Origin of the sequence: [Mannheimia] succiniciproducens MBEL55E, assembly GCF_000007745.1 — a bacterium.
GTDB lineage: Bacteria > Pseudomonadota > Gammaproteobacteria > Enterobacterales > Pasteurellaceae > Basfia > Basfia succiniciproducens.
Map to the genome: position 1 here is coordinate 38,380 of NC_006300.1, position 16,931 is coordinate 55,310.

Genomic DNA, 16,931 nt, shown 5'->3' on the forward strand with positions numbered 1-16,931 from the left:
TATATTTCTAATTAATTTAAGCCTTGAGTACGGCGATGATGTGCTATTGCCGCTACGATAACGGGACGAAGTCTCTCGATATCATCGACTACAGCGGATTGGGTTGGGGTAACGGTTTTTTTCGCTTGTGCGACTGGGATAGGTTCTGGGAAGAACGTATTGATTAGTTTTGAAACGATTCCAATTGCCCAGATAAGAATAAGTAAAAATATAATTACAAATCCCATCCCCGAAAACATAAGGTTTAACCCTTCTTTAAAAAGCTCTGTTTCTGTCATGTGGTACCTCTCTTAAAACAAGCTTACATATATTACCTATTTTTAAGTAACAAAAAGGTGAAATAGATCACAGAGTGAGCGATTTAATCAAAATTTATTAATATTAAAGGTGATAAATTTTTTAAATTGTGTTATTTCATGAAATTATTGATTAATAATTATACTAATTCCGTTGGTATAGCCCGTTTTGTTGGCAAATCAAATTCTGCAATTCTAATTCCAGTAATTGTACTAGTAATTCATTGACGTTTAATCCTGTAGCATTTATTAAGTCATCAATACTTATCGGCAAAGACGAAATATGTTTATATAATTCGGGATAACTGACCTGCACCTCGGGGGCTGCCAGTTGAGCGGTTTGTACCTGCGAGCGTACTTTTGCCGGCGGACGGTAATTTATTGAAAAGTGCGGTAGATTTTCGAGAATATCCGAGATTCGCTCTACAAGCATTGCCCCTTGCTTTATTAATGTGTGGCAACCTTGGCTGTATTGATTTTGAATATTGCCGGGAATGGCAAACACTTCTCGGTTCTGTTCTAAGGCGTAGCGTGCGGTAATCAATGAACCGCTGCGTTCCGTGGCTTCTACAATAAGAGTGGCAAGAGAGAGACCGCTTATAATGCGGTTGCGGCGCGGGAAATTTTCCGCTATCGGCGGATGAGTCGGGAAAAACTCGGATACGAGAGCACCGTTCGTTTCAATAATACGGCGGGCGAGTTTTTTATGTCTGGCAGGATAAATGTGCTGTAAGCCGCTGCCTAATACCGCAATAGTTTGCCCTTGTTGCTCAACTGTCGCTTGGTGGCAGAATCCGTCAATGCCTAATGCCAGCCCGCTGGTAATAACAAACCCGGTCGCTGAAAGTTCCGAAGCAAAATGTTTTGCCCAATATTCGCCGTAATCCGAGCAATTCCGGCTACCTACGATGGCAATTTGCGGCTGTGTTAAAAGTTCCGGGTTGCCTTTAATAAATAACAGTGGTGGTGCGCTGTGGATTTGCTTTAATAATTCGGGATAATTTTCTTGCCGGTAATGCAGAATGTGTTGTTCGGGCTGTTCATTCCAGCGCAACGCCGGTTCTAAATAACGCATATTCGGGTTAAGCCAAGTTTGGATTTGTTGATCGTTCCAACCGATTTTACGCCATTCGGCGGCATCAAATTCGCTCAATTGTTCTGCAGAATATTGTGCCAATAATTGCTGAATTGTCGCAGCGCCCAATTTCGGTACTTGGTATAAACGTAATAGGGTTTGAGTAAAATTATCCATAAAATGACCGCACTTTTTAGCCTAATTGCCTGAATGAAATTATAAAGTGCGGTCATTTTTTACTAAGTTTTTGTTGTAAATAAAAACGAATTTTACGATACGGCTCGAAAAATTATGAAATTTATCCGGCATTTTCCGTTTGCAAACTATCCCAGAAGGCCTTTATTAAAGGTAGTTCCAGGCTTTTTTTCTGCACGCAGACACCAAGTTCAAAGGGGTATACCGGAATATCCAGCGTTAATGAGGAAACCTGAGAATTCATCGGGCTGTTTTTTATTACGACATCGGGCAGTAGGGCTAAACCGCAACCTAACGCCACCATAGAAACGATACCTTCATGCCCGGCTACGGTGGCATAAATTTTCGGGTGTTTGATTTTCTGCTGGCGGAACCACTGGTCAATGCGTTGGCGCGCGGGCCCTTCCACCGGCAAGATAAACGGAATCCGTTGCCAGTCAATGGGCGAATGTTGTAATAACTGAGTTGCCGGGCAGGCGATTCGCGGCGCAATTAAGGAAAGGCTGATATCGTCAATATAATGAAATTTTATGCTGTTCGGTAAATGCAGCGGGCGCCCGGAAAGGGATAGATCAACCTGTTGGCTTTGCACTTGATGTAAAGCAAGGGCGGGATCGCCGGTCATTAATTTAATTTCCACTTTAGGATAACGAAGGCGGAATTTTTCTAACACCTGAGGAAGGTGGCTGTACGCCGCCGTTACCGAGCAAAATACTTTTAATTCACCGTTTAATTCGTTTTCATTATGATGAATTTGTTGTTTGAAATGTTGCCATTGATTCCAGCTTTGTTGGGCAAAAATCTTAAATTTTTCACCGCACTCCGTAAGCTGAACTCTGCGGTTATCCCGTAAAAACAACGGCTCGCCCAATTCGTCTTCCATACGCTGAATCTGGCGGGAAAGCGTTGAGGTGGACATATGGTTTTGTGCGGCGCTACGGCTGAAATTTTGCGACTCCGCCAGATGCAGAAATAATTTGAGTTCATTAAATTCCATGGGCTTTTTTCTCATGTGCTTGATTTTTGATGAATTAACGGTTTTCCCTAGCGGTAATTTATTGCGGTATATGCAATATTAGGTTTCAATAATATCAATTTACGCAACATTAAAAAAGCGTATAATCGTTTGCCATAACAATATAACAACGCAGTATGCAAACAAAACATAATACAATTCATTTAACAACCTGACTAAAGGATTAAAAAATGTCTAACTATTTCAATACATTAAACTTACGTCAAAAATTAGATCAATTAGGTCGTTGCCGTTTTATGGAACGCAGCGAATTCGCTGACGGTTGCAATTTCTTAAAAGGCAAGAAAATCGTAATTGTCGGTTGCGGTGCGCAAGGCTTAAACCAAGGTTTAAATATGCGTGATTCAGGGCTGGATATCAGCTATGCATTACGCCCTGAAGCTATTACTGAAAAACGCGCTTCATTCCAACGCGCAACGGAAAACGGTTTTAAAGTAGGTACTTATCAAGAATTAATTCCGACTGCGGATTTGGTGGTTAATTTAACGCCGGATAAACAACACAGCAAAGTGGTGGCGGATGTCATGCCGTTAATGAAACAAGGCGCTTCATTCGGTTACTCGCACGGTTTTAACATTGTTGAAGTAGGCGAACAAATTCGTGAAGATATCACTGTGGTAATGGTGGCGCCGAAATGTCCGGGTACCGAAGTGCGTGAAGAATACAAACGCGGTTTCGGTGTGCCGACATTAATCGCGGTTCACCCGGCAAACGATCCTAAAGGCGAGGGTATGGCGATTGCCAAAGCATGGGCAAGCGCTACCGGCGGCGACCGTGCCGGCGTATTGGAATCTTCGTTCGTAGCGGAAGTGAAATCCGACTTAATGGGTGAACAAACCATTCTTTGCGGTATGTTACAAGCGGGTTCAATTGTTTGTTACGACAAATTGGTAGCGGACGGTAAAGATCCGGCCTACGCAGGTAAATTAATCCAATACGGTTGGGAAACTATTACCGAGGCCTTAAAACAAGGCGGTATCACTTTAATGATGGATCGCCTGTCAAACAGTGCGAAAATCCGTGCGTTTGAATTAGCGGAAGAAATCAAAGAACATTTGAACTTCTTATATTTAAAACATATGGATGACATCATCAGCGGTGAGTTCTCCGCAACTATGATGGCAGACTGGGCAAACGGCGATAAAGATTTGTTCGCATGGCGTGAAGCGACAGGTAAAACCGCTTTCGAAAACGCACCAAAAGCGGACGGCATCAAAATTTCCGAACAAGAATATTTTGATAACGGCGTCGTAATGGTAGCTATGGTTAAAGCCGGCGTTGAAATGGCGTTTGATGCGATGGTTGCAAGCGGTATTTACGAAGAATCCGCTTATTATGAGTCGTTACACGAATTACCGTTAATTGCAAACACTATCGCCCGTAAACGTTTATACGAAATGAACGTAGTAATTTCAGATACGGCGGAATACGGTAACTACTTATTCTCTAACGTGGCGACACCTATTCTTGCTAAAGAAATCGTGTCTCAATTAAAACGCGGCGACTTAGGCGAACCGACTCCGGCGGCTGAAATAGATAATGTTTATTTACGTGATATCAACGACACAATCCGTAACCACCCGGTTGAATTAATCGGTCAGGAATTACGCGGTTATATGACGGATATGAAACGTATTTCATCTCAAGGTTAATTAATAATTTTTAAATAAGAAAACACCGTTTGCAGGTTTAACCGCAAACGGTGTTTTTTTATCTATGATTACGGATTACTGACCGTAATAGGCATTCTTGCCGTGTTTACGCAGATAATGTTTATCCAGCAATTCCTGTTGCATTGACTGCACATTCGGGCGGATAAGCTTACTGAATGCGTTCATATAAGCGATTTCTTCCAATACCACCGAATTATGTACGGCATTGAAGCCGTCTTTGCCCCATACGAACGGACCGTGGGAATTCACCAATACCGCCGGAATATCCGTCGGGTTAATGCCGCGTTTACGGAAAGTTTCCACAATCACTTTTCCCGTTTCCAGTTCGTATTCGCCGGCAATTTCCTCCGCTGTCATTTTGCGGGTACAAGGAATTGCGCCGTAGAAATAGTCGCCGTGGGTGGTACCTAAGGCAATCAGATCTTCACCCGCTTGCGCCCAGGCGGTGGCATGACGGGAATGGGTATGTACGATGCCGCCGATTTCAGGGAATTGGCGATAAAGTTCTAAATGGGTCGCCGTATCTGACGAAGGCTTTTTATCGCCCCAAACGTGATTGCCGTCCAAATCCACAATCACGATATCATCAACGGTCATCACATCGTAATCCACCCCTGAAGGTTTGATGGCGACTAAACCTTTTTCGCGGTCAATTTCGCTCACATTACCCCAGGTAAAGGTAATTAATTTGTGTTTCGGCAACTCAAGATTAGCTTGCAGTACACGTTCTCTTAACTCTTTTAACATTGAAAACCACCTTCTTTCATTTTTTGTTCAATCCAGCGACGAGCATTGATGATTTCGGCAATCGGCTCGTCTGATTTTTCCGTCCACATTTCGATTAAAAATGCTCCGCGATAATTCAGTTTATCCAAAATGCGGAATACATTAACAAAATCCACACAACCTTCGCCGAAAGGTACGTCACGGAACTGTCCTTTACAGCTTTCCGTCACTTTGTAAGTATCTTTTAAATGGATTTTGGAAATTTTATCCATGCCGAGGGTCAGCTCTTCTTCCACATTGTCATTCCAGGCGGACAGATTGCCCACATCCGGATAAACCGTAAACCACGGCGATTTAATGATTTCATCCCATTTTTTCCAGCGGCTGATAGAGCTCATGAATTTGGTATCCATAATTTCCATCGCCAGGGTGACTTCATTGCTGGCGGCTAATTCCGTCGCCCATTCCATACCTTCGCGGAAACGTTGTAATGTGCCTTCGTCCTGTTCTTCGTAATAGACGTCGTAACCGGCCAGTTGAATGGTTCGAATACCTAAATCCACCGCTAATTTAATGGCTTTTTCCATAATTTCATAAGCTTTTTGGCGTGTGGCTTCGTCATGGCTGCCAAAGGGGAAACGGCGATGTCCGGATAAACACATGGAAGGAATGGTAACGCCGGTTTTAATGATGGCGGACACTAACTCGATACGCTGTTCCGGCGTCCAGTCTAAACGGGCAAGTCGCTCGTCGGTCTCATCAATTGAAATTTCGACAAAATCAAAACCGCAGGCTTTGGCGATAGATAACCGATCCTGCCAGCTGATTCCTTTCGGTAACGCTTTTTCATAAATACCTAATTTGTGTTTTCTCATTAATAGACTCCTTCGGTCTTTTTAAATGAATATTGTTTATAAATTATACTAAAGCATTGCTTTTAATGCTGCGGTTAATGTCACATAACGCTGATATTTTTTTTGATAAAGGTCAAAGTTATCCGGATTAGGACGAACGACTTTAATACCTTTGTTTAAAATTTCCGTAACCGTCAAATTGTTATTCAATGCCTGCATAGCAATTACGGCGGCGCCTAAACAGCCGGTTTCTTCAATTTCGGGAATTTCTAGAGTCATGCCGGTAAAGTCCGCTAACATTTGCATCCATATTTCTGATTTTGCCGAACCGCCGGTTACTCTCAACACTTTGGTTGCAGGGAAACGCTTGAGCATACGTTCCAAATGATACATCAAACTGAACAATACGCCTTCATAAATGGCCTGCAATAAGTGCGCCTGGCAATGATGCGATTGAATGCCGTAAAAGCCCGCCTGCATGCCTAAGCCGGCATTCGAGCCGTATAAAAACGGTACGAATAATACGGAACTGGCGGCCGGCGGTAGGGAGGCAATTTCTTCGTTAATCCGTTGATAATCCAGATTCCATTGTTTGACGAACCATTCTAAATTTCCGGCGGAGGTCGGGCTGGCCTCGTGTACGATAAATTTGTTTTCTTCCGCATAACGGCCATAAACGAAAGGCAGAGATTGGTTCGGGTCGATATGATCGGTAATACCGCTGACTACACACCAGGTGCCGAAAACCGTATTCAGTTTGGTTTCGTCTTCCAAACCGGCACAAAGTGCGGTAGAAACCACGTCAAATAAACCGCCGACCACCGGTGTTCCCACCGCTAAACCGGAAACCTTGGCGGCTTGTTCCGTGACATAGCCGGCAATCCGGTTTGATTGAATCACCGGCGGCAATTTTTCAATGATGCCTTTCAATCCCAATAAATCCGCTAAAACCGGATCGTATTCCCCTTTTTCCATATTATAGAGATTGGATTCGGAAATATTGGTTTCTTCACAATGCAATTCGCCGGTCAGACAAAAACGAAGATAATCGTGGGACATTAGCACCGAGCCGATGCGGGCGTAACGCTCGGGTTCGTGCTCTTTTACCCAGCGCAAAATAGAAACGGGATGCCCCGTCCACAAAGTTTGGCGGGTAAGCGGATAGAGTTTTTCGGGAATGCCCTCTTTTTGCCATTGTTTCACAATGTCTAAGGAACGCTGGTCGGAAGATAAAATTGCACGGCCTAAGGGCTGTTGGTTTTGATCCAACAGAAACGCGCCTTTGCCTTGTGCCGAAATGCCGACCCCTTTGATTAAATCGGGAGAAATTTTACTCTCGGCAATAGTTTTGCGTACCACTTCGGCACATACCTGCCAAAGCTGCGGCATATCCCGTTCCGCATAACCGGCTTTATCGCTAATCACAGGCACGTTTTCGCGGGCGATACCCTGCAAATTGCCCGTTTCATCAAATAAAGCGGCTTTGACAAAGGTGCCGCCGCAATCTATACCAAGGTAGTAATTCATGATCTTATCCTTCTGTCATTAGGGTCTGTTTATCTTTCATAAACTTCGTTGCTATAGGTTATGAAAGATAAACAGACTCAAAAAGTGCGGTCAAAAATTCGAAATTTTTTAACCGCACTTTTTTGGGGTTATTATTTGCCTAAGGCGTCAATTTGTTTGATTAAGCTGTCGCCGTTCGCATCAATAAAGGCTTTACGGGTTTCCTGTTCCACCGCTGCTTTAAAAGGTGCGGTATCCAAATTATCCACAAATTCAATGCCGGCTTTTTTCATTTTTTCGACGATGCCCTGCTCGTTGTCTAAATTAAGCTGGCGTTGATATTTGCCCGCTTCCTGCGCGGCATCCACAATGGCTTTTTGCAGTTCCGGCGAAAGTCCGTCGAATTTCGCTTTGTTCATCACCACGATTAACGGGGTGTAGCCATGGTTGGTAAAGCTGAAATATTTTTGTACTTCATACAGTTTTGACGACCAAACAATACCGATCGGGTGTTCCTGTGCATCTACCGCTTTGGTTTCTAAGGCGGTATAAAGTTCGGACAACGGCATTGGTACCGGATTAGCGCCTAAAATACTGAACGCTTTGATGTACATCGGATTTTGGTTGGTGCGGACCTTTAATCCTTTAATATCTTCCGGTTTAGTCACCGGATGTTTGGAATTGGTGAAGCCTCTGAAGCCCACTTCCCAGAACGCAATACCTTTCAGCCCGTGCGCATCCAGCTGAGATAATAATTTTTGGCCGATTTCGCCGTCCAATACCTGGTAAGCGTGAGTGCGATCTTTAAAGATAAACGGAATATCGATAACGTTTAATTCGGAAACCAATCCGGTGAAGTTAGAGGAACTGGACATTTCCAAATCCACCGTCCCGCCGCGTACTGCGCTGATCATGGTTTGCGCATTGCCCAGGGTGCTGTCGGGAAATAAATTCAATTTGATTTCGCCGTTGGTTTTTTCTTTTAATAAGTCGTTAAACTTTTTGGCGGCGATATGCTGCGTATCGCTACGCGGCGCTTCATAACCAAAGCGTAAAGAGGTTTCCGCTTGCGCCGTCACGGCGGATAATAAAGCGACGCCTGCGATAAGTGCGGATAATTTATTAAGAGAGAATAATTTCATTACATACTCCTACATTCATAAGGCGGAAAAGCGGCGACATTCCGTCACCGCTTATTCAGGCAGGTTATTGCGCTAAAGCGTCGATTTTTTCAACTAAATCTTTACCGTATTTATCAATAAAGGTTTTACGCACTTTTTCTTCAATCACGGCTTTGAACGGTGCCTGATCAATTTGTTCGGTGACCTCTACGCCTTCTTTACGCACTTTGCCGATAATTTCTTTTTCATTGTCGATATTTAATTGACGTTGGAAAGCACCGGCTTCTTTCGCGGAATCTAACACGGCTTGTTGTAATTCCGGTGATAACCCATCAAATTTTGCTTTGTTCATCACCACAATTAATGGGGTGTAACCGTGATTGGTCAAACTTAAGAATTTTTGTACTTCATACAGTTTTGACGACCAGAAAATACCGATCGGATGTTCTTGCGCATCCACCGCGCGGGTTTCCAATGCGGTGTATAGTTCGGATAACGGCATTGGCACCGGGTTACCGCCTAATAATGAGAAGGCTTCAATGTACATTGGGTTTTGGTTGGTACGCACTTTTAAGCCTTTGATGTCTTCCGGTTTGGTCACCGTATGTTTTGAGTTAGAGAAAGCACGGAAACCGACATCCCAATAAGCCAAGCCTTTTAAGCCCTGAGATTCTAGGTCTTTCAACAACCCTTGACCGATTTCACCGTCTAACACTTTGAAAGCATGCTCACGATCTTTAAAGATAAACGGAATATCGATAACGTTTAATTTAGGTTCTAAACCCGTAAAGTTCGGCGAACCGGACATTTCAAGGTCGATGGTACCGCCGCGAACGCCGCTGATCATGGTTTGGGCGTTACCTAAGGTGCTGTCAGGGAAAAGTTTTAATTTGATTTCATCCTTAGTTTTGTCTTTAAGTAACTCTGCAAATTTTTTCGCCGCGATATGTTGAGTATCCGAGCGAGGCGCTTCATAACCGAAACGTAATGAAATTTCAGCTTGCGCAGTGGCAGACATAAGGGCAACACCTGCGACTAATGTAGCTAAAGTTTTTAAATTAAAAAGTTTCATAGGATTCTCCTAGAGTTGTGGGTAAATTTAAATTGTTTATTGTGGGTATAGGCTGCCCTATACCCGAGTATTTTTTACAACATCCAACTTAATGGAACGAGAATAAGTGAAGGAACGAATACAAATAATAAAAGCAATAAAATCATCATGATTAAATACGGGAAGATGCCTTTCGCCGCTTGGTCAAACGGAAGTTTAGACACACCCGTAATCACGTTTAATACGTTGCCCACAGGCGGTGTAATTAAGCCGATGGATGTATTTAGGATAAATAGTACGCCGAAATATACCGGGTCGATTCCCGCTTCTTCAATTAACGGCATTAATACCGGGGTTAAGATCAACACGGTCGGGGTTAAGTCCATTACCATACCGATAACAAATACCGCTAACATCACAACAAGCAATAAGACTGTCGGATTACCAAGTAAAGGTTCGAGTAACTCGGTTAACATGGCCGGTAATTCGGCAACGGTGATTAACCAACCGGTAACGTTGGCGGCGGCAACCAAGAACATTACCACTGCGGTTGTTTTAGCAGCGGCCAACAGCACTTTATAAAGATCTTTGAATTTTAATTCGCGATAAATAAACATTGAAACGACCAAAGCATAGAAAGTCGCCACGGCACCGGCTTCCGTCGGAGTAAAGATACCGGTACGGAATCCGCCGATGATAATAACCGGTAATAACAATGCCCAAATACTGTTTTTAAAGGAGATACAAAGATCTTGTCTGGTGGCTTTGGAAAAGGTCATTAAATTTAAGCGTTTTGCCTGCCACCACCAAAGCATGCCTAAGCAAATACCCATCATAATGCCCGGGAAAATACCGGCCATGAATAATTTGGTGATAGATACGCCGCTGGCCACCCCGAAAACGATAAAAGGAATGGACGGCGGAATAATCGGCGCAATAATCCCTGCGGTACCGATTAAGCCGGCGGAACGGGCTTCCGGATAACCGGTGGTTTTCATCATCGGCAACAACATAGCGGCAACCGCTGCCGTATCCGCCACCGCAGAACCGGAAAGACTCGCCATAATCATGGCGGCAAGGATGGCAACGAAGCCTAATCCGCCGCGTTTATGACCGACAAGCTTCATCGGTAAATCAATAATTCGTTTGGATAAGCCCCCTTCATTCATCAGCTCGCCGGCAAGAATAAAGAACGGAATCGCCATCAGGGAGAAACTGTCCGCACCGCTAACGATTTGTTGGGCTAAAATTTGCGAATCGAATAAATCCAGGTGAACCATTAACGCCACACCGCACACAAGCAATGAGAAGGCGACAGGAATACCTAAAATAATCGCACCTAATAAAACAGCAAGAAAAATTACGACCGTCATTTTGTTTCTCCTTTAACCAAGGCTGCAATATTGGTTGCAATACGGGCCAAAATTAAGATTCCGATAGAAAAACCGGCTACCGTACTGGCAAGATAGGTAATGCCCTGAGGTAAACCGGATATAGGTGCAAGATTATTCAGATTTAAATTAAACTGGATCCAGCTGCCGTCTACGATGAGGTAGCAACAAAACAGCATGATTACATCCGTAATAAGATGGAGTAACTTTTTAGCTGACGGAGAAAGTTTTTCAACAAACACCGTAACGCTAACATGTTGATTTTCATTAAAAGCAAGAATGGCGCCTAAAAAAGCCAGCCATACAAACATATAGCGGGAGACTTCTTCGGTAATATTGATACTGCTATTGAATCCGTAACGTAATACGACATTCAGGAAAACCAAGACGGACATTGTTGCTAAAATGATGACGCAAATGGTCTCAATAGCTTTCCCGACAAATTGAGCTAAGGCTTTCATAGATAACTCCTAAATTTCGCTCATGGCAATTTTTACCACTATTTTACGTATCTTTTCAGAACCGTTATAAATAGCCGCTCTATGTGCGTCTTCCGGAAAAAACACCGCAAAATTTCCCGGCTGACAATGTAATTCCTGCTCATTTTCAGCCTCGGCATAATATAAAATATCCCGTTCCGGATTGTATTCAACGGCGACGGCATTGTTGCCTAAGTCTGTTGACACCCCCATAATCTCCGTACCAGAATGTAAATATTGGACGTCAAGATAATTGCGGTGCACTTCCGGCAAATATTCGGCTTTTGGCTTGGTTTCCAAATCTAAAACTTGAACGTAAATTTTATCGTCTTTTAACGGATAGCGCCCCGCTTCCATGGAATCGAAATCCGTTTTGGCTAAATAATCCAATGCGAACCGAATCGCTTGCGGATACTGTTTGGGATTGACCTTTGCAATATGACCGAAAATCATTGAATACCTCTGAACTATGAAATTACCGTATCAGGTAAAGAAAAAATGTGTTATTCCGAAAACATATCGTTCCCTTCCCGTAAACGGGAAAGGAACGAAAATATTAAAGAGATTTCAACTTAGCCCAAACCGTATCGTCCACAGGGATACCGTTCGCTTTATTATCCGCCAGGATTGTGGTGAATTCATGGCCCGGCAAACGTACCGGTTGATTCGGATCCACCGGTTCGGCGGTTTTTACATAATCCATAATGCGGTTAAGTTTTTCATCTTTTGTTTTGCCGTCGATTAAACGATCCACTTCGATGGCAATGAACACTTGCGATACGCAATATTCGTCATCTTTATCTTCGGTGACGGCGGCTGTTGACTCACCGTTAGAAAGCAGGGTTGCGATCATATCCAATACGATGGATAAACCGGAACCTTTCCAGAATCCCATCGGCATTAAGCGACGGTTTTTCTCAACGGTTGCCGGATCACGGGTCGGATTATTATTATCGTCAAAACCCGCATCCACGAATGTTTGGCGACCTTGCAAACGGTGAACTTCCAACATCCCGTAGGAATACATAGAACAAGACATATCCACCATGGTGATTGGGGTTGTCGGCACCGCAACGATTAGCGGGTTGGTACCGATACGGCATTCTTTTGCTCCCCAAGGCGGCATAACCGCAAGCGCATTTGTCCAGCAGATACCGATATAACCTTTTTCGGCCGCTTGCCAGCCGTATGAACCGCCGCGCATCCAGTGGTTGGCATTACGTAGCGCTACAATTCCCACACCGTTTTGAGAAGCCAATTCCATAGCTCGGTCCATCATTTTTTTGGCGGTTAGGTTACCGATTGCCTGATGAGCGTCCCATTGTTCAATCGCACCTAATGAAAGTACTTTGGTCGGTTGAGCTTCAGGTTTAATATCGCCGTTTTCCAATTGCTGGATAAAACGGGGAAAACGGTTCACGCCGTGCGAATAAGCCCCCGCCTGTGTGGTATCGGCAAATACCGTTGCACATTCTTCCGCAATGTCTTCGCGGACGTTACGTGATAATAAAACTCTTTTAAACTCTGATTTTAATTCTTCATAAGATACTTTCATTTTTGCTCTCCCGCTTATGCGTTTCATATATTGAAATTGGATTCCATATTCATTATGATATGTTTCAAGAGAGATAAAGTTAAGAATAAATTGTTTAATTTGTGAACTAGATCTCATTTTTATGATATAAACTTATCTCAGTTGTTTTTTATAGTAAGAAGACTCAAGGAAATGGAAAAAAATAGCGGTAACCAAAGTCTTATTCGAGGATTACGTTTAATCGAAATATTAAGCCGGTTTCCTAATGGCTGTCCTTTAGTGCAATTGGCGAATATTTCCGAATTAAATAAAAGTACGGTACATAGATTGTTACAGGGATTACAACAAGAAGGGTTCGTTCAACCGGCAATAACCGTCGGCAGTTATAGATTAACCAGCAAATGCTTATCTATCGGTCACAAAATATTTTCCTCATTAAATATCATCAATATTATCTCTCCCCATTTAGAAAACTTAAATCTGGACTTAGGCGAAACCATCAATTTCTCAATGAGAGAAAACGATCACGCAATTATGATCTATAAGCTTGAACCCACCACCGGCATGATGAGAACCCGGGCCTATATCGGTCAACATCTGCAATTGTATTGTTCCGCCATGGGAAAACTCTATTTAGCTTATGATAGACCTGCCTATTTAAAGGAATACTGGCAGACAAACAACGATAATATTCAAACCTTAACCTGTAATACGATTACTGAATTGCCGGTCATGGAAAAAGAATTAGACGAAATTAAAAAGCAGGGATTTGCCGTAGATAAAGAAGAAAACGAAATCGGTATTTCTTGTATTGCCTGCCCCATTTTTAATTTTCAGAACAAGGTAGAGTATGCAATGTCCGTTTCCATTTCCACATCTAAGCTGAATCAATACGGCATCGAACATTTGCTTGAAAAAATAAAGCTCACGGCGGAAGCAATATCCCTTGAATTAGGTTGGTTACCTGAGTCCGTTCAAAATTAATTCCCGATTTAATCAATTTTCTCAAAAGGAGATATTATGTCAAAACCGTTGTTACAAATCGCATTAGACTCAACCACTTTAGAAAAGGCGGTTGCCGATGCAAAGCAGGCCGAATCCTCAGTAGATATCATAGAGTGCGGTACGATTTTAGCTTGTGCCGAAGGGATGAAGGCGGTGTCCGTATTACGCGCATTACATCCGCAGCATATTTTAGTGTGCGATCTAAAAACCACCGATGCGGGAACCGTTCTGGCTAAAATGGCATTCGAAGCCGGTGCCGACTGGCTGACTGTTTCCGCCGCAGCTCACCCGGCAACCAAAGCTGGTTGTAAAAAAGTGGCGGATGATTTTAATGCGGCCAATCCGGATTTAAACGTCAAAAAAGAAATCCAAATAGAATTATATGGCAACTGGACGTTAGAGGATGCCGAAAGCTGGTTGGAATCGGGCATAAAACAGGTGATTTATCACCGTTCAAGAGATGCCGAATTAGCGGGTAAAGGCTGGACGGAAGAAGATTTAGAATTAATGAAGCGGCTTTCCGCCTTAGGCATGGAGATTTCCATTACGGGCGGTATTGTGCCTGAAGATATTCATTTATTTAAAGAGATTAAAAATGCGAAAGCTTTTATCGCCGGTCGTGCCTTGGTTGGGGAAAAAGGTCGGCAGACCGCAGCCGCCATCCGAGATAAAATTAATGAGTATTGGAATTAATGTCCTGAGCTGTCAAATGGATTTGCACTACGTGGTAATGCGAACATTTAATAAAATGTGATATTGATCACATAAGTTATAATGGTCTTGAAGAGTAATGGAATCAATAGACCTTTTTTATAAAAAAATAGAGTAAAATAAAAAACAGATATATCAATCTATTTCAAATTATGATTAGGAGAAAAAAATGACAGATCATAAAAAACTAGCCAATGCGATCCGTTTCTTAAGTATGGATGCGGTGCAAAAAGCAAAATCCGGTCACCCCGGCGCACCTATGGGCATGGCGGATATTGCAGAGGTTTTATGGCGCGGTTTTATGAAGCACAATCCGACCAATCCTAAATGGGCGGATCGTGACCGTTTTGTGCTTTCAAACGGTCACGGCTCCATGTTGATTTACAGCCTTTTACATTTGACGGGCTATGACCTTTCTATCGAAGATTTAAAAAACTTCCGTCAACTTCATTCTAAAACGCCGGGTCACCCAGAATACGGCTACGCACCAGGCGTAGAAACCACCACAGGTCCGCTTGGTCAAGGTATCACCAATGCCGTAGGTATGGCGATTGCGGAAAAAACCTTGGCGGCGCAATTTAACCGCGAAGGTCACGATATTGTTGACCATCACACTTACGTATTTTTAGGCGACGGCTGTTTAATGGAAGGGATTTCCCATGAAGCCTGTTCATTAGCGGGAACCTTAGGTTTAGGCAAATTAATCGCGTTCTATGATGACAACAACATTTCCATCGACGGTCATGTTGACGGTTGGTTCAGCGACAACACCAAAGGCCGTTTTGAAGCTTACGGCTGGCAAGTAATTGATAATATCGACGGTCATAATCCGGAACAAATTGCTGCGGCGGTGAAATTAGCCCGGGCGGAAACGGAAAAACCGTCTATCATTATCTGCAAAACCATTATCGGTTACGGTTCGCCGAACAAATCCGCCTCTCATGATTGTCACGGCGCGCCATTAGGCGATGAAGAAATCGCTTTAACCCGTAAAGCGTTAAATTGGGAATACGCACCTTTTGAAATTCCGGCGGATATTTACGCCGCATGGGATGCAAAATCGGCAGGTCAAAGCGCAGAAGCGGTATGGAATGAAAAATTCGCCGCTTATGAAAAAGCCTATCCTGAATTAGCGAAAGAATTTAAACGCCGAGTAAACGGTGAATTGCCGGCAAACTGGGCGGCAGAATCTCAGGCATTCATTGAAAAATTACAGGCAAATCCGGCTTCAATTGCCAGCCGTAAAGCCTCACAAAACGCTATTGAAGCTTACGCCCATATTTTACCTGAATTCTTGGGTGGTTCCGCCGACCTGGCAAGCTCAAACTTAACCCTGTGGTCAGGTTCAAAACCGATTCGTGCTAAACAAAACGTAGACGGTAACTACATCAACTACGGCGTGCGTGAATTCGGTATGTCCGCTATTATGAACGGTATCGCCTTGCACGGCGGTTTCATTCCTTACGGCGCTACCTTCTTAATGTTCTACGAATACGCCCACAATGCGGTTCGCATGGCGGCATTAATGAAACAACGCTCATTATTCGTCTACACTCATGACTCCATCGGTTTGGGCGAAGACGGTCCGACTCACCAACCGGTAGAACAAACCGCTTCATTACGTTTAATTCCTAACCTGGAAACCTGGCGTCCGGCGGATCAAGTGGAATCCGCCATTGCATGGAAAGCCGCGGTTGAACGTAAAGACGGTCCGAGCGCATTAATCTTCACCCGCCAAAACCTGGCGCAACAAGATCGTACTTCCGAACAATTAGCAAACGTAGCGCGCGGCGGTTATATCTTAAAGGATTGCGCCGGCACGCCTGAGCTTATTTTAATTGCTACCGGTTCGGAAGTGGAATTAGCGGTAAAAGCGGCGGAAGCGTTAACTGCGGAAGGTAAAGCAGTTCGCGTGGTTTCTATGCCGAGCACTAACGTGTTCGACAAACAGGATGAAGCCTACCGCGAATCCGTGTTACCGAGTTCAGTAACCAAACGTGTTGCCATTGAAGCGCAAATTGCCGATTTCTGGTATAAATACGTGGGTTTAGAGGGCCGCATCGTAGGCATGAATCGCTTCGGTGAATCCGCTCCGGCAGATCAATTATTTAAACTCTTCGGTTTTACCGTTGAAAATGTAGTGGCAAAAGCAAAAGAGATTCTTTAATTGTTAAAAGTGCGGTCGTTTTTTCGAAATTTTTGAATTTTTGACCGCACTTTTGTTGCTGCCTATAAAAATAAACCCGACTTTAAGTCGGGTCTATCTATTTATGGCGTT

At 43.5% G+C, this 16,931-nt stretch carries 16 protein-coding genes; 4 read left to right on the plus strand and 12 right to left on the minus strand.

Annotated elements, in window-relative coordinates; translation table 11 throughout:
• Nucleotides 1–11: 11 nt before the first annotated feature.
• From MS_RS00185 to ilvY, 3 genes are all read right to left on the minus strand, one after another.
• On the minus strand, nt 12–278 hold the full coding sequence (locus tag MS_RS00185) for an oxaloacetate decarboxylase subunit gamma (RefSeq protein ID WP_011199224.1): 267 nt from the start codon (nt 276–278) through the stop codon (nt 12–14).
• Between the two features lie 163 nt (nt 279–441).
• Nucleotides 442–1,548: a DNA-processing protein DprA gene (dprA, locus tag MS_RS00190; RefSeq protein ID WP_041639424.1), complete on the minus strand. Its 1,107-nt coding sequence runs from the start codon at nt 1,546–1,548 to the stop codon at nt 442–444.
• A 121-nt stretch (nt 1,549–1,669) separates the two neighbouring features.
• The gene (gene ilvY / locus MS_RS00195) at nt 1,670–2,563 is read right to left on the minus strand and encodes an HTH-type transcriptional activator IlvY (RefSeq protein WP_011199228.1); all 894 of its coding nucleotides are present in this window, start codon (nt 2,561–2,563) and stop codon (nt 1,670–1,672) included.
• A 209-nt stretch (nt 2,564–2,772) separates the two neighbouring features.
• On the opposite strand from ilvY, the gene ilvC reads away from it, so the two are divergent.
• Complete coding sequence (gene ilvC, locus MS_RS00200) at nt 2,773–4,254, plus strand: ketol-acid reductoisomerase (RefSeq protein WP_011199229.1); 1,482 nt, start codon at nt 2,773–2,775, stop codon at nt 4,252–4,254.
• A 75-nt stretch (nt 4,255–4,329) separates the two neighbouring features.
• Here the strand turns inward: ilvC and araD are convergent, their stop codons facing one another.
• The 9 genes from araD to yiaK form a co-directional block, all read right to left on the minus strand.
• Nucleotides 4,330–5,022 carry an L-ribulose-5-phosphate 4-epimerase gene (araD, locus tag MS_RS00205; protein WP_011199230.1) on the minus strand — a complete coding sequence of 231 codons (693 nt, stop codon included), beginning with the start codon at nt 5,020–5,022 and terminating at the stop codon, nt 4,330–4,332.
• Entirely contained in the window at nt 5,016–5,876 is an 861-nt protein-coding gene (locus MS_RS00210) for an L-ribulose-5-phosphate 3-epimerase (RefSeq protein ID WP_011199231.1), read from the minus strand. Before MS_RS00210 ends, araD begins: the two co-directional genes overlap by 7 nt.
• Nucleotides 5,877–5,924: 48 nt before the next feature.
• Entirely contained in the window at nt 5,925–7,382 is a 1,458-nt protein-coding gene (locus MS_RS00215; RefSeq protein ID WP_011199232.1) for an FGGY-family carbohydrate kinase, read from the minus strand.
• Nucleotides 7,383–7,513: 131 nt separating this feature from the next.
• Nucleotides 7,514–8,503 (minus strand): TRAP transporter substrate-binding protein, encoded by a 990-nt coding sequence (locus MS_RS00220; RefSeq protein WP_011199233.1) that lies wholly within the window; start codon nt 8,501–8,503, stop codon nt 7,514–7,516.
• A gap of 64 nt (nt 8,504–8,567) precedes the next feature.
• Nucleotides 8,568–9,554, minus strand: a complete 987-nt coding sequence (locus MS_RS00225) for a TRAP transporter substrate-binding protein (protein ID WP_011199234.1) — start codon at nt 9,552–9,554, stop codon at nt 8,568–8,570.
• Nucleotides 9,555–9,628: 74 nt separating this feature from the next.
• Nucleotides 9,629–10,906 (minus strand): TRAP transporter large permease subunit, encoded by a 1,278-nt coding sequence (locus MS_RS00230; RefSeq protein ID WP_011199235.1) that lies wholly within the window; start codon nt 10,904–10,906, stop codon nt 9,629–9,631.
• Nucleotides 10,903–11,385: a TRAP transporter small permease gene (locus tag MS_RS00235; RefSeq protein ID WP_011199236.1), complete on the minus strand. Its 483-nt coding sequence runs from the start codon at nt 11,383–11,385 to the stop codon at nt 10,903–10,905. The genes MS_RS00230 and MS_RS00235 overlap by 4 nt, the downstream gene beginning before the upstream one ends.
• Before the next feature lie 9 nt (nt 11,386–11,394).
• Nucleotides 11,395–11,856 carry a YhcH/YjgK/YiaL family protein gene (locus MS_RS00240; RefSeq protein ID WP_011199237.1) on the minus strand — a complete coding sequence of 154 codons (462 nt, stop codon included), beginning with the start codon at nt 11,854–11,856 and terminating at the stop codon, nt 11,395–11,397.
• Nucleotides 11,857–11,959: 103 nt separating this feature from the next.
• Nucleotides 11,960–12,958, minus strand: a complete 999-nt coding sequence (gene yiaK / locus MS_RS00245; protein ID WP_041639426.1) for a 3-dehydro-L-gulonate 2-dehydrogenase — start codon at nt 12,956–12,958, stop codon at nt 11,960–11,962.
• 171 nt (nt 12,959–13,129) lie between these two features.
• Between yiaK and MS_RS00250 the strand changes: the two genes are divergently transcribed.
• The 3 genes from MS_RS00250 (at nt 13,130) to tkt (ending at nt 16,820) form a co-directional block, all read left to right on the plus strand.
• A complete protein-coding gene (locus MS_RS00250) occupies nt 13,130–13,921 on the plus strand; it encodes an IclR family transcriptional regulator (RefSeq protein WP_041639427.1) in 792 nt (263 codons plus the stop codon).
• A gap of 36 nt (nt 13,922–13,957) precedes the next feature.
• Complete coding sequence (locus MS_RS00255; protein WP_011199240.1) at nt 13,958–14,635, plus strand: 3-keto-L-gulonate-6-phosphate decarboxylase UlaD; 678 nt, start codon at nt 13,958–13,960, stop codon at nt 14,633–14,635.
• A 187-nt stretch (nt 14,636–14,822) separates the two neighbouring features.
• Nucleotides 14,823–16,820 (plus strand): transketolase, encoded by a 1,998-nt coding sequence (gene tkt / locus MS_RS00260; protein WP_011199241.1) that lies wholly within the window; start codon nt 14,823–14,825, stop codon nt 16,818–16,820.
• The last annotated feature ends 111 nt before the right edge of the window (nt 16,821–16,931 follow it).

What these genes read in the sequence shown, in the direction of transcription:
- MS_RS00185 (WP_011199224.1), bottom strand. Translation starts at nt 278, where the DNA reads ATGACAGAAACAGAGCTTTTTAAAGAAGGGTTAAACCTTATGTTTTCG.
- dprA (WP_041639424.1), bottom strand. Translation starts at nt 1,548, where the DNA reads ATGGATAATTTTACTCAAACCCTATTACGTTTATACCAAGTACCGAAA.
- ilvY (WP_011199228.1), bottom strand. Translation starts at nt 2,563, where the DNA reads ATGGAATTTAATGAACTCAAATTATTTCTGCATCTGGCGGAGTCGCAA.
- ilvC (WP_011199229.1), top strand. Translation starts at nt 2,773, where the DNA reads ATGTCTAACTATTTCAATACATTAAACTTACGTCAAAAATTAGATCAA.
- araD (WP_011199230.1), bottom strand. Translation starts at nt 5,022, where the DNA reads ATGTTAAAAGAGTTAAGAGAACGTGTACTGCAAGCTAATCTTGAGTTG.
- MS_RS00210 (WP_011199231.1), bottom strand. Translation starts at nt 5,876, where the DNA reads ATGAGAAAACACAAATTAGGTATTTATGAAAAAGCGTTACCGAAAGGA.
- MS_RS00215 (WP_011199232.1), bottom strand. Translation starts at nt 7,382, where the DNA reads ATGAATTACTACCTTGGTATAGATTGCGGCGGCACCTTTGTCAAAGCC.
- MS_RS00220 (WP_011199233.1), bottom strand. Translation starts at nt 8,503, where the DNA reads ATGAAATTATTCTCTCTTAATAAATTATCCGCACTTATCGCAGGCGTC.
- MS_RS00225 (WP_011199234.1), bottom strand. Translation starts at nt 9,554, where the DNA reads ATGAAACTTTTTAATTTAAAAACTTTAGCTACATTAGTCGCAGGTGTT.
- MS_RS00230 (WP_011199235.1), bottom strand. Translation starts at nt 10,906, where the DNA reads ATGACGGTCGTAATTTTTCTTGCTGTTTTATTAGGTGCGATTATTTTA.
- MS_RS00235 (WP_011199236.1), bottom strand. Translation starts at nt 11,385, where the DNA reads ATGAAAGCCTTAGCTCAATTTGTCGGGAAAGCTATTGAGACCATTTGC.
- MS_RS00240 (WP_011199237.1), bottom strand. Translation starts at nt 11,856, where the DNA reads ATGATTTTCGGTCATATTGCAAAGGTCAATCCCAAACAGTATCCGCAA.
- yiaK (WP_041639426.1), bottom strand. Translation starts at nt 12,958, where the DNA reads ATGAAAGTATCTTATGAAGAATTAAAATCAGAGTTTAAAAGAGTTTTA.
- MS_RS00250 (WP_041639427.1), top strand. Translation starts at nt 13,130, where the DNA reads ATGGAAAAAAATAGCGGTAACCAAAGTCTTATTCGAGGATTACGTTTA.
- MS_RS00255 (WP_011199240.1), top strand. Translation starts at nt 13,958, where the DNA reads ATGTCAAAACCGTTGTTACAAATCGCATTAGACTCAACCACTTTAGAA.
- tkt (WP_011199241.1), top strand. Translation starts at nt 14,823, where the DNA reads ATGACAGATCATAAAAAACTAGCCAATGCGATCCGTTTCTTAAGTATG.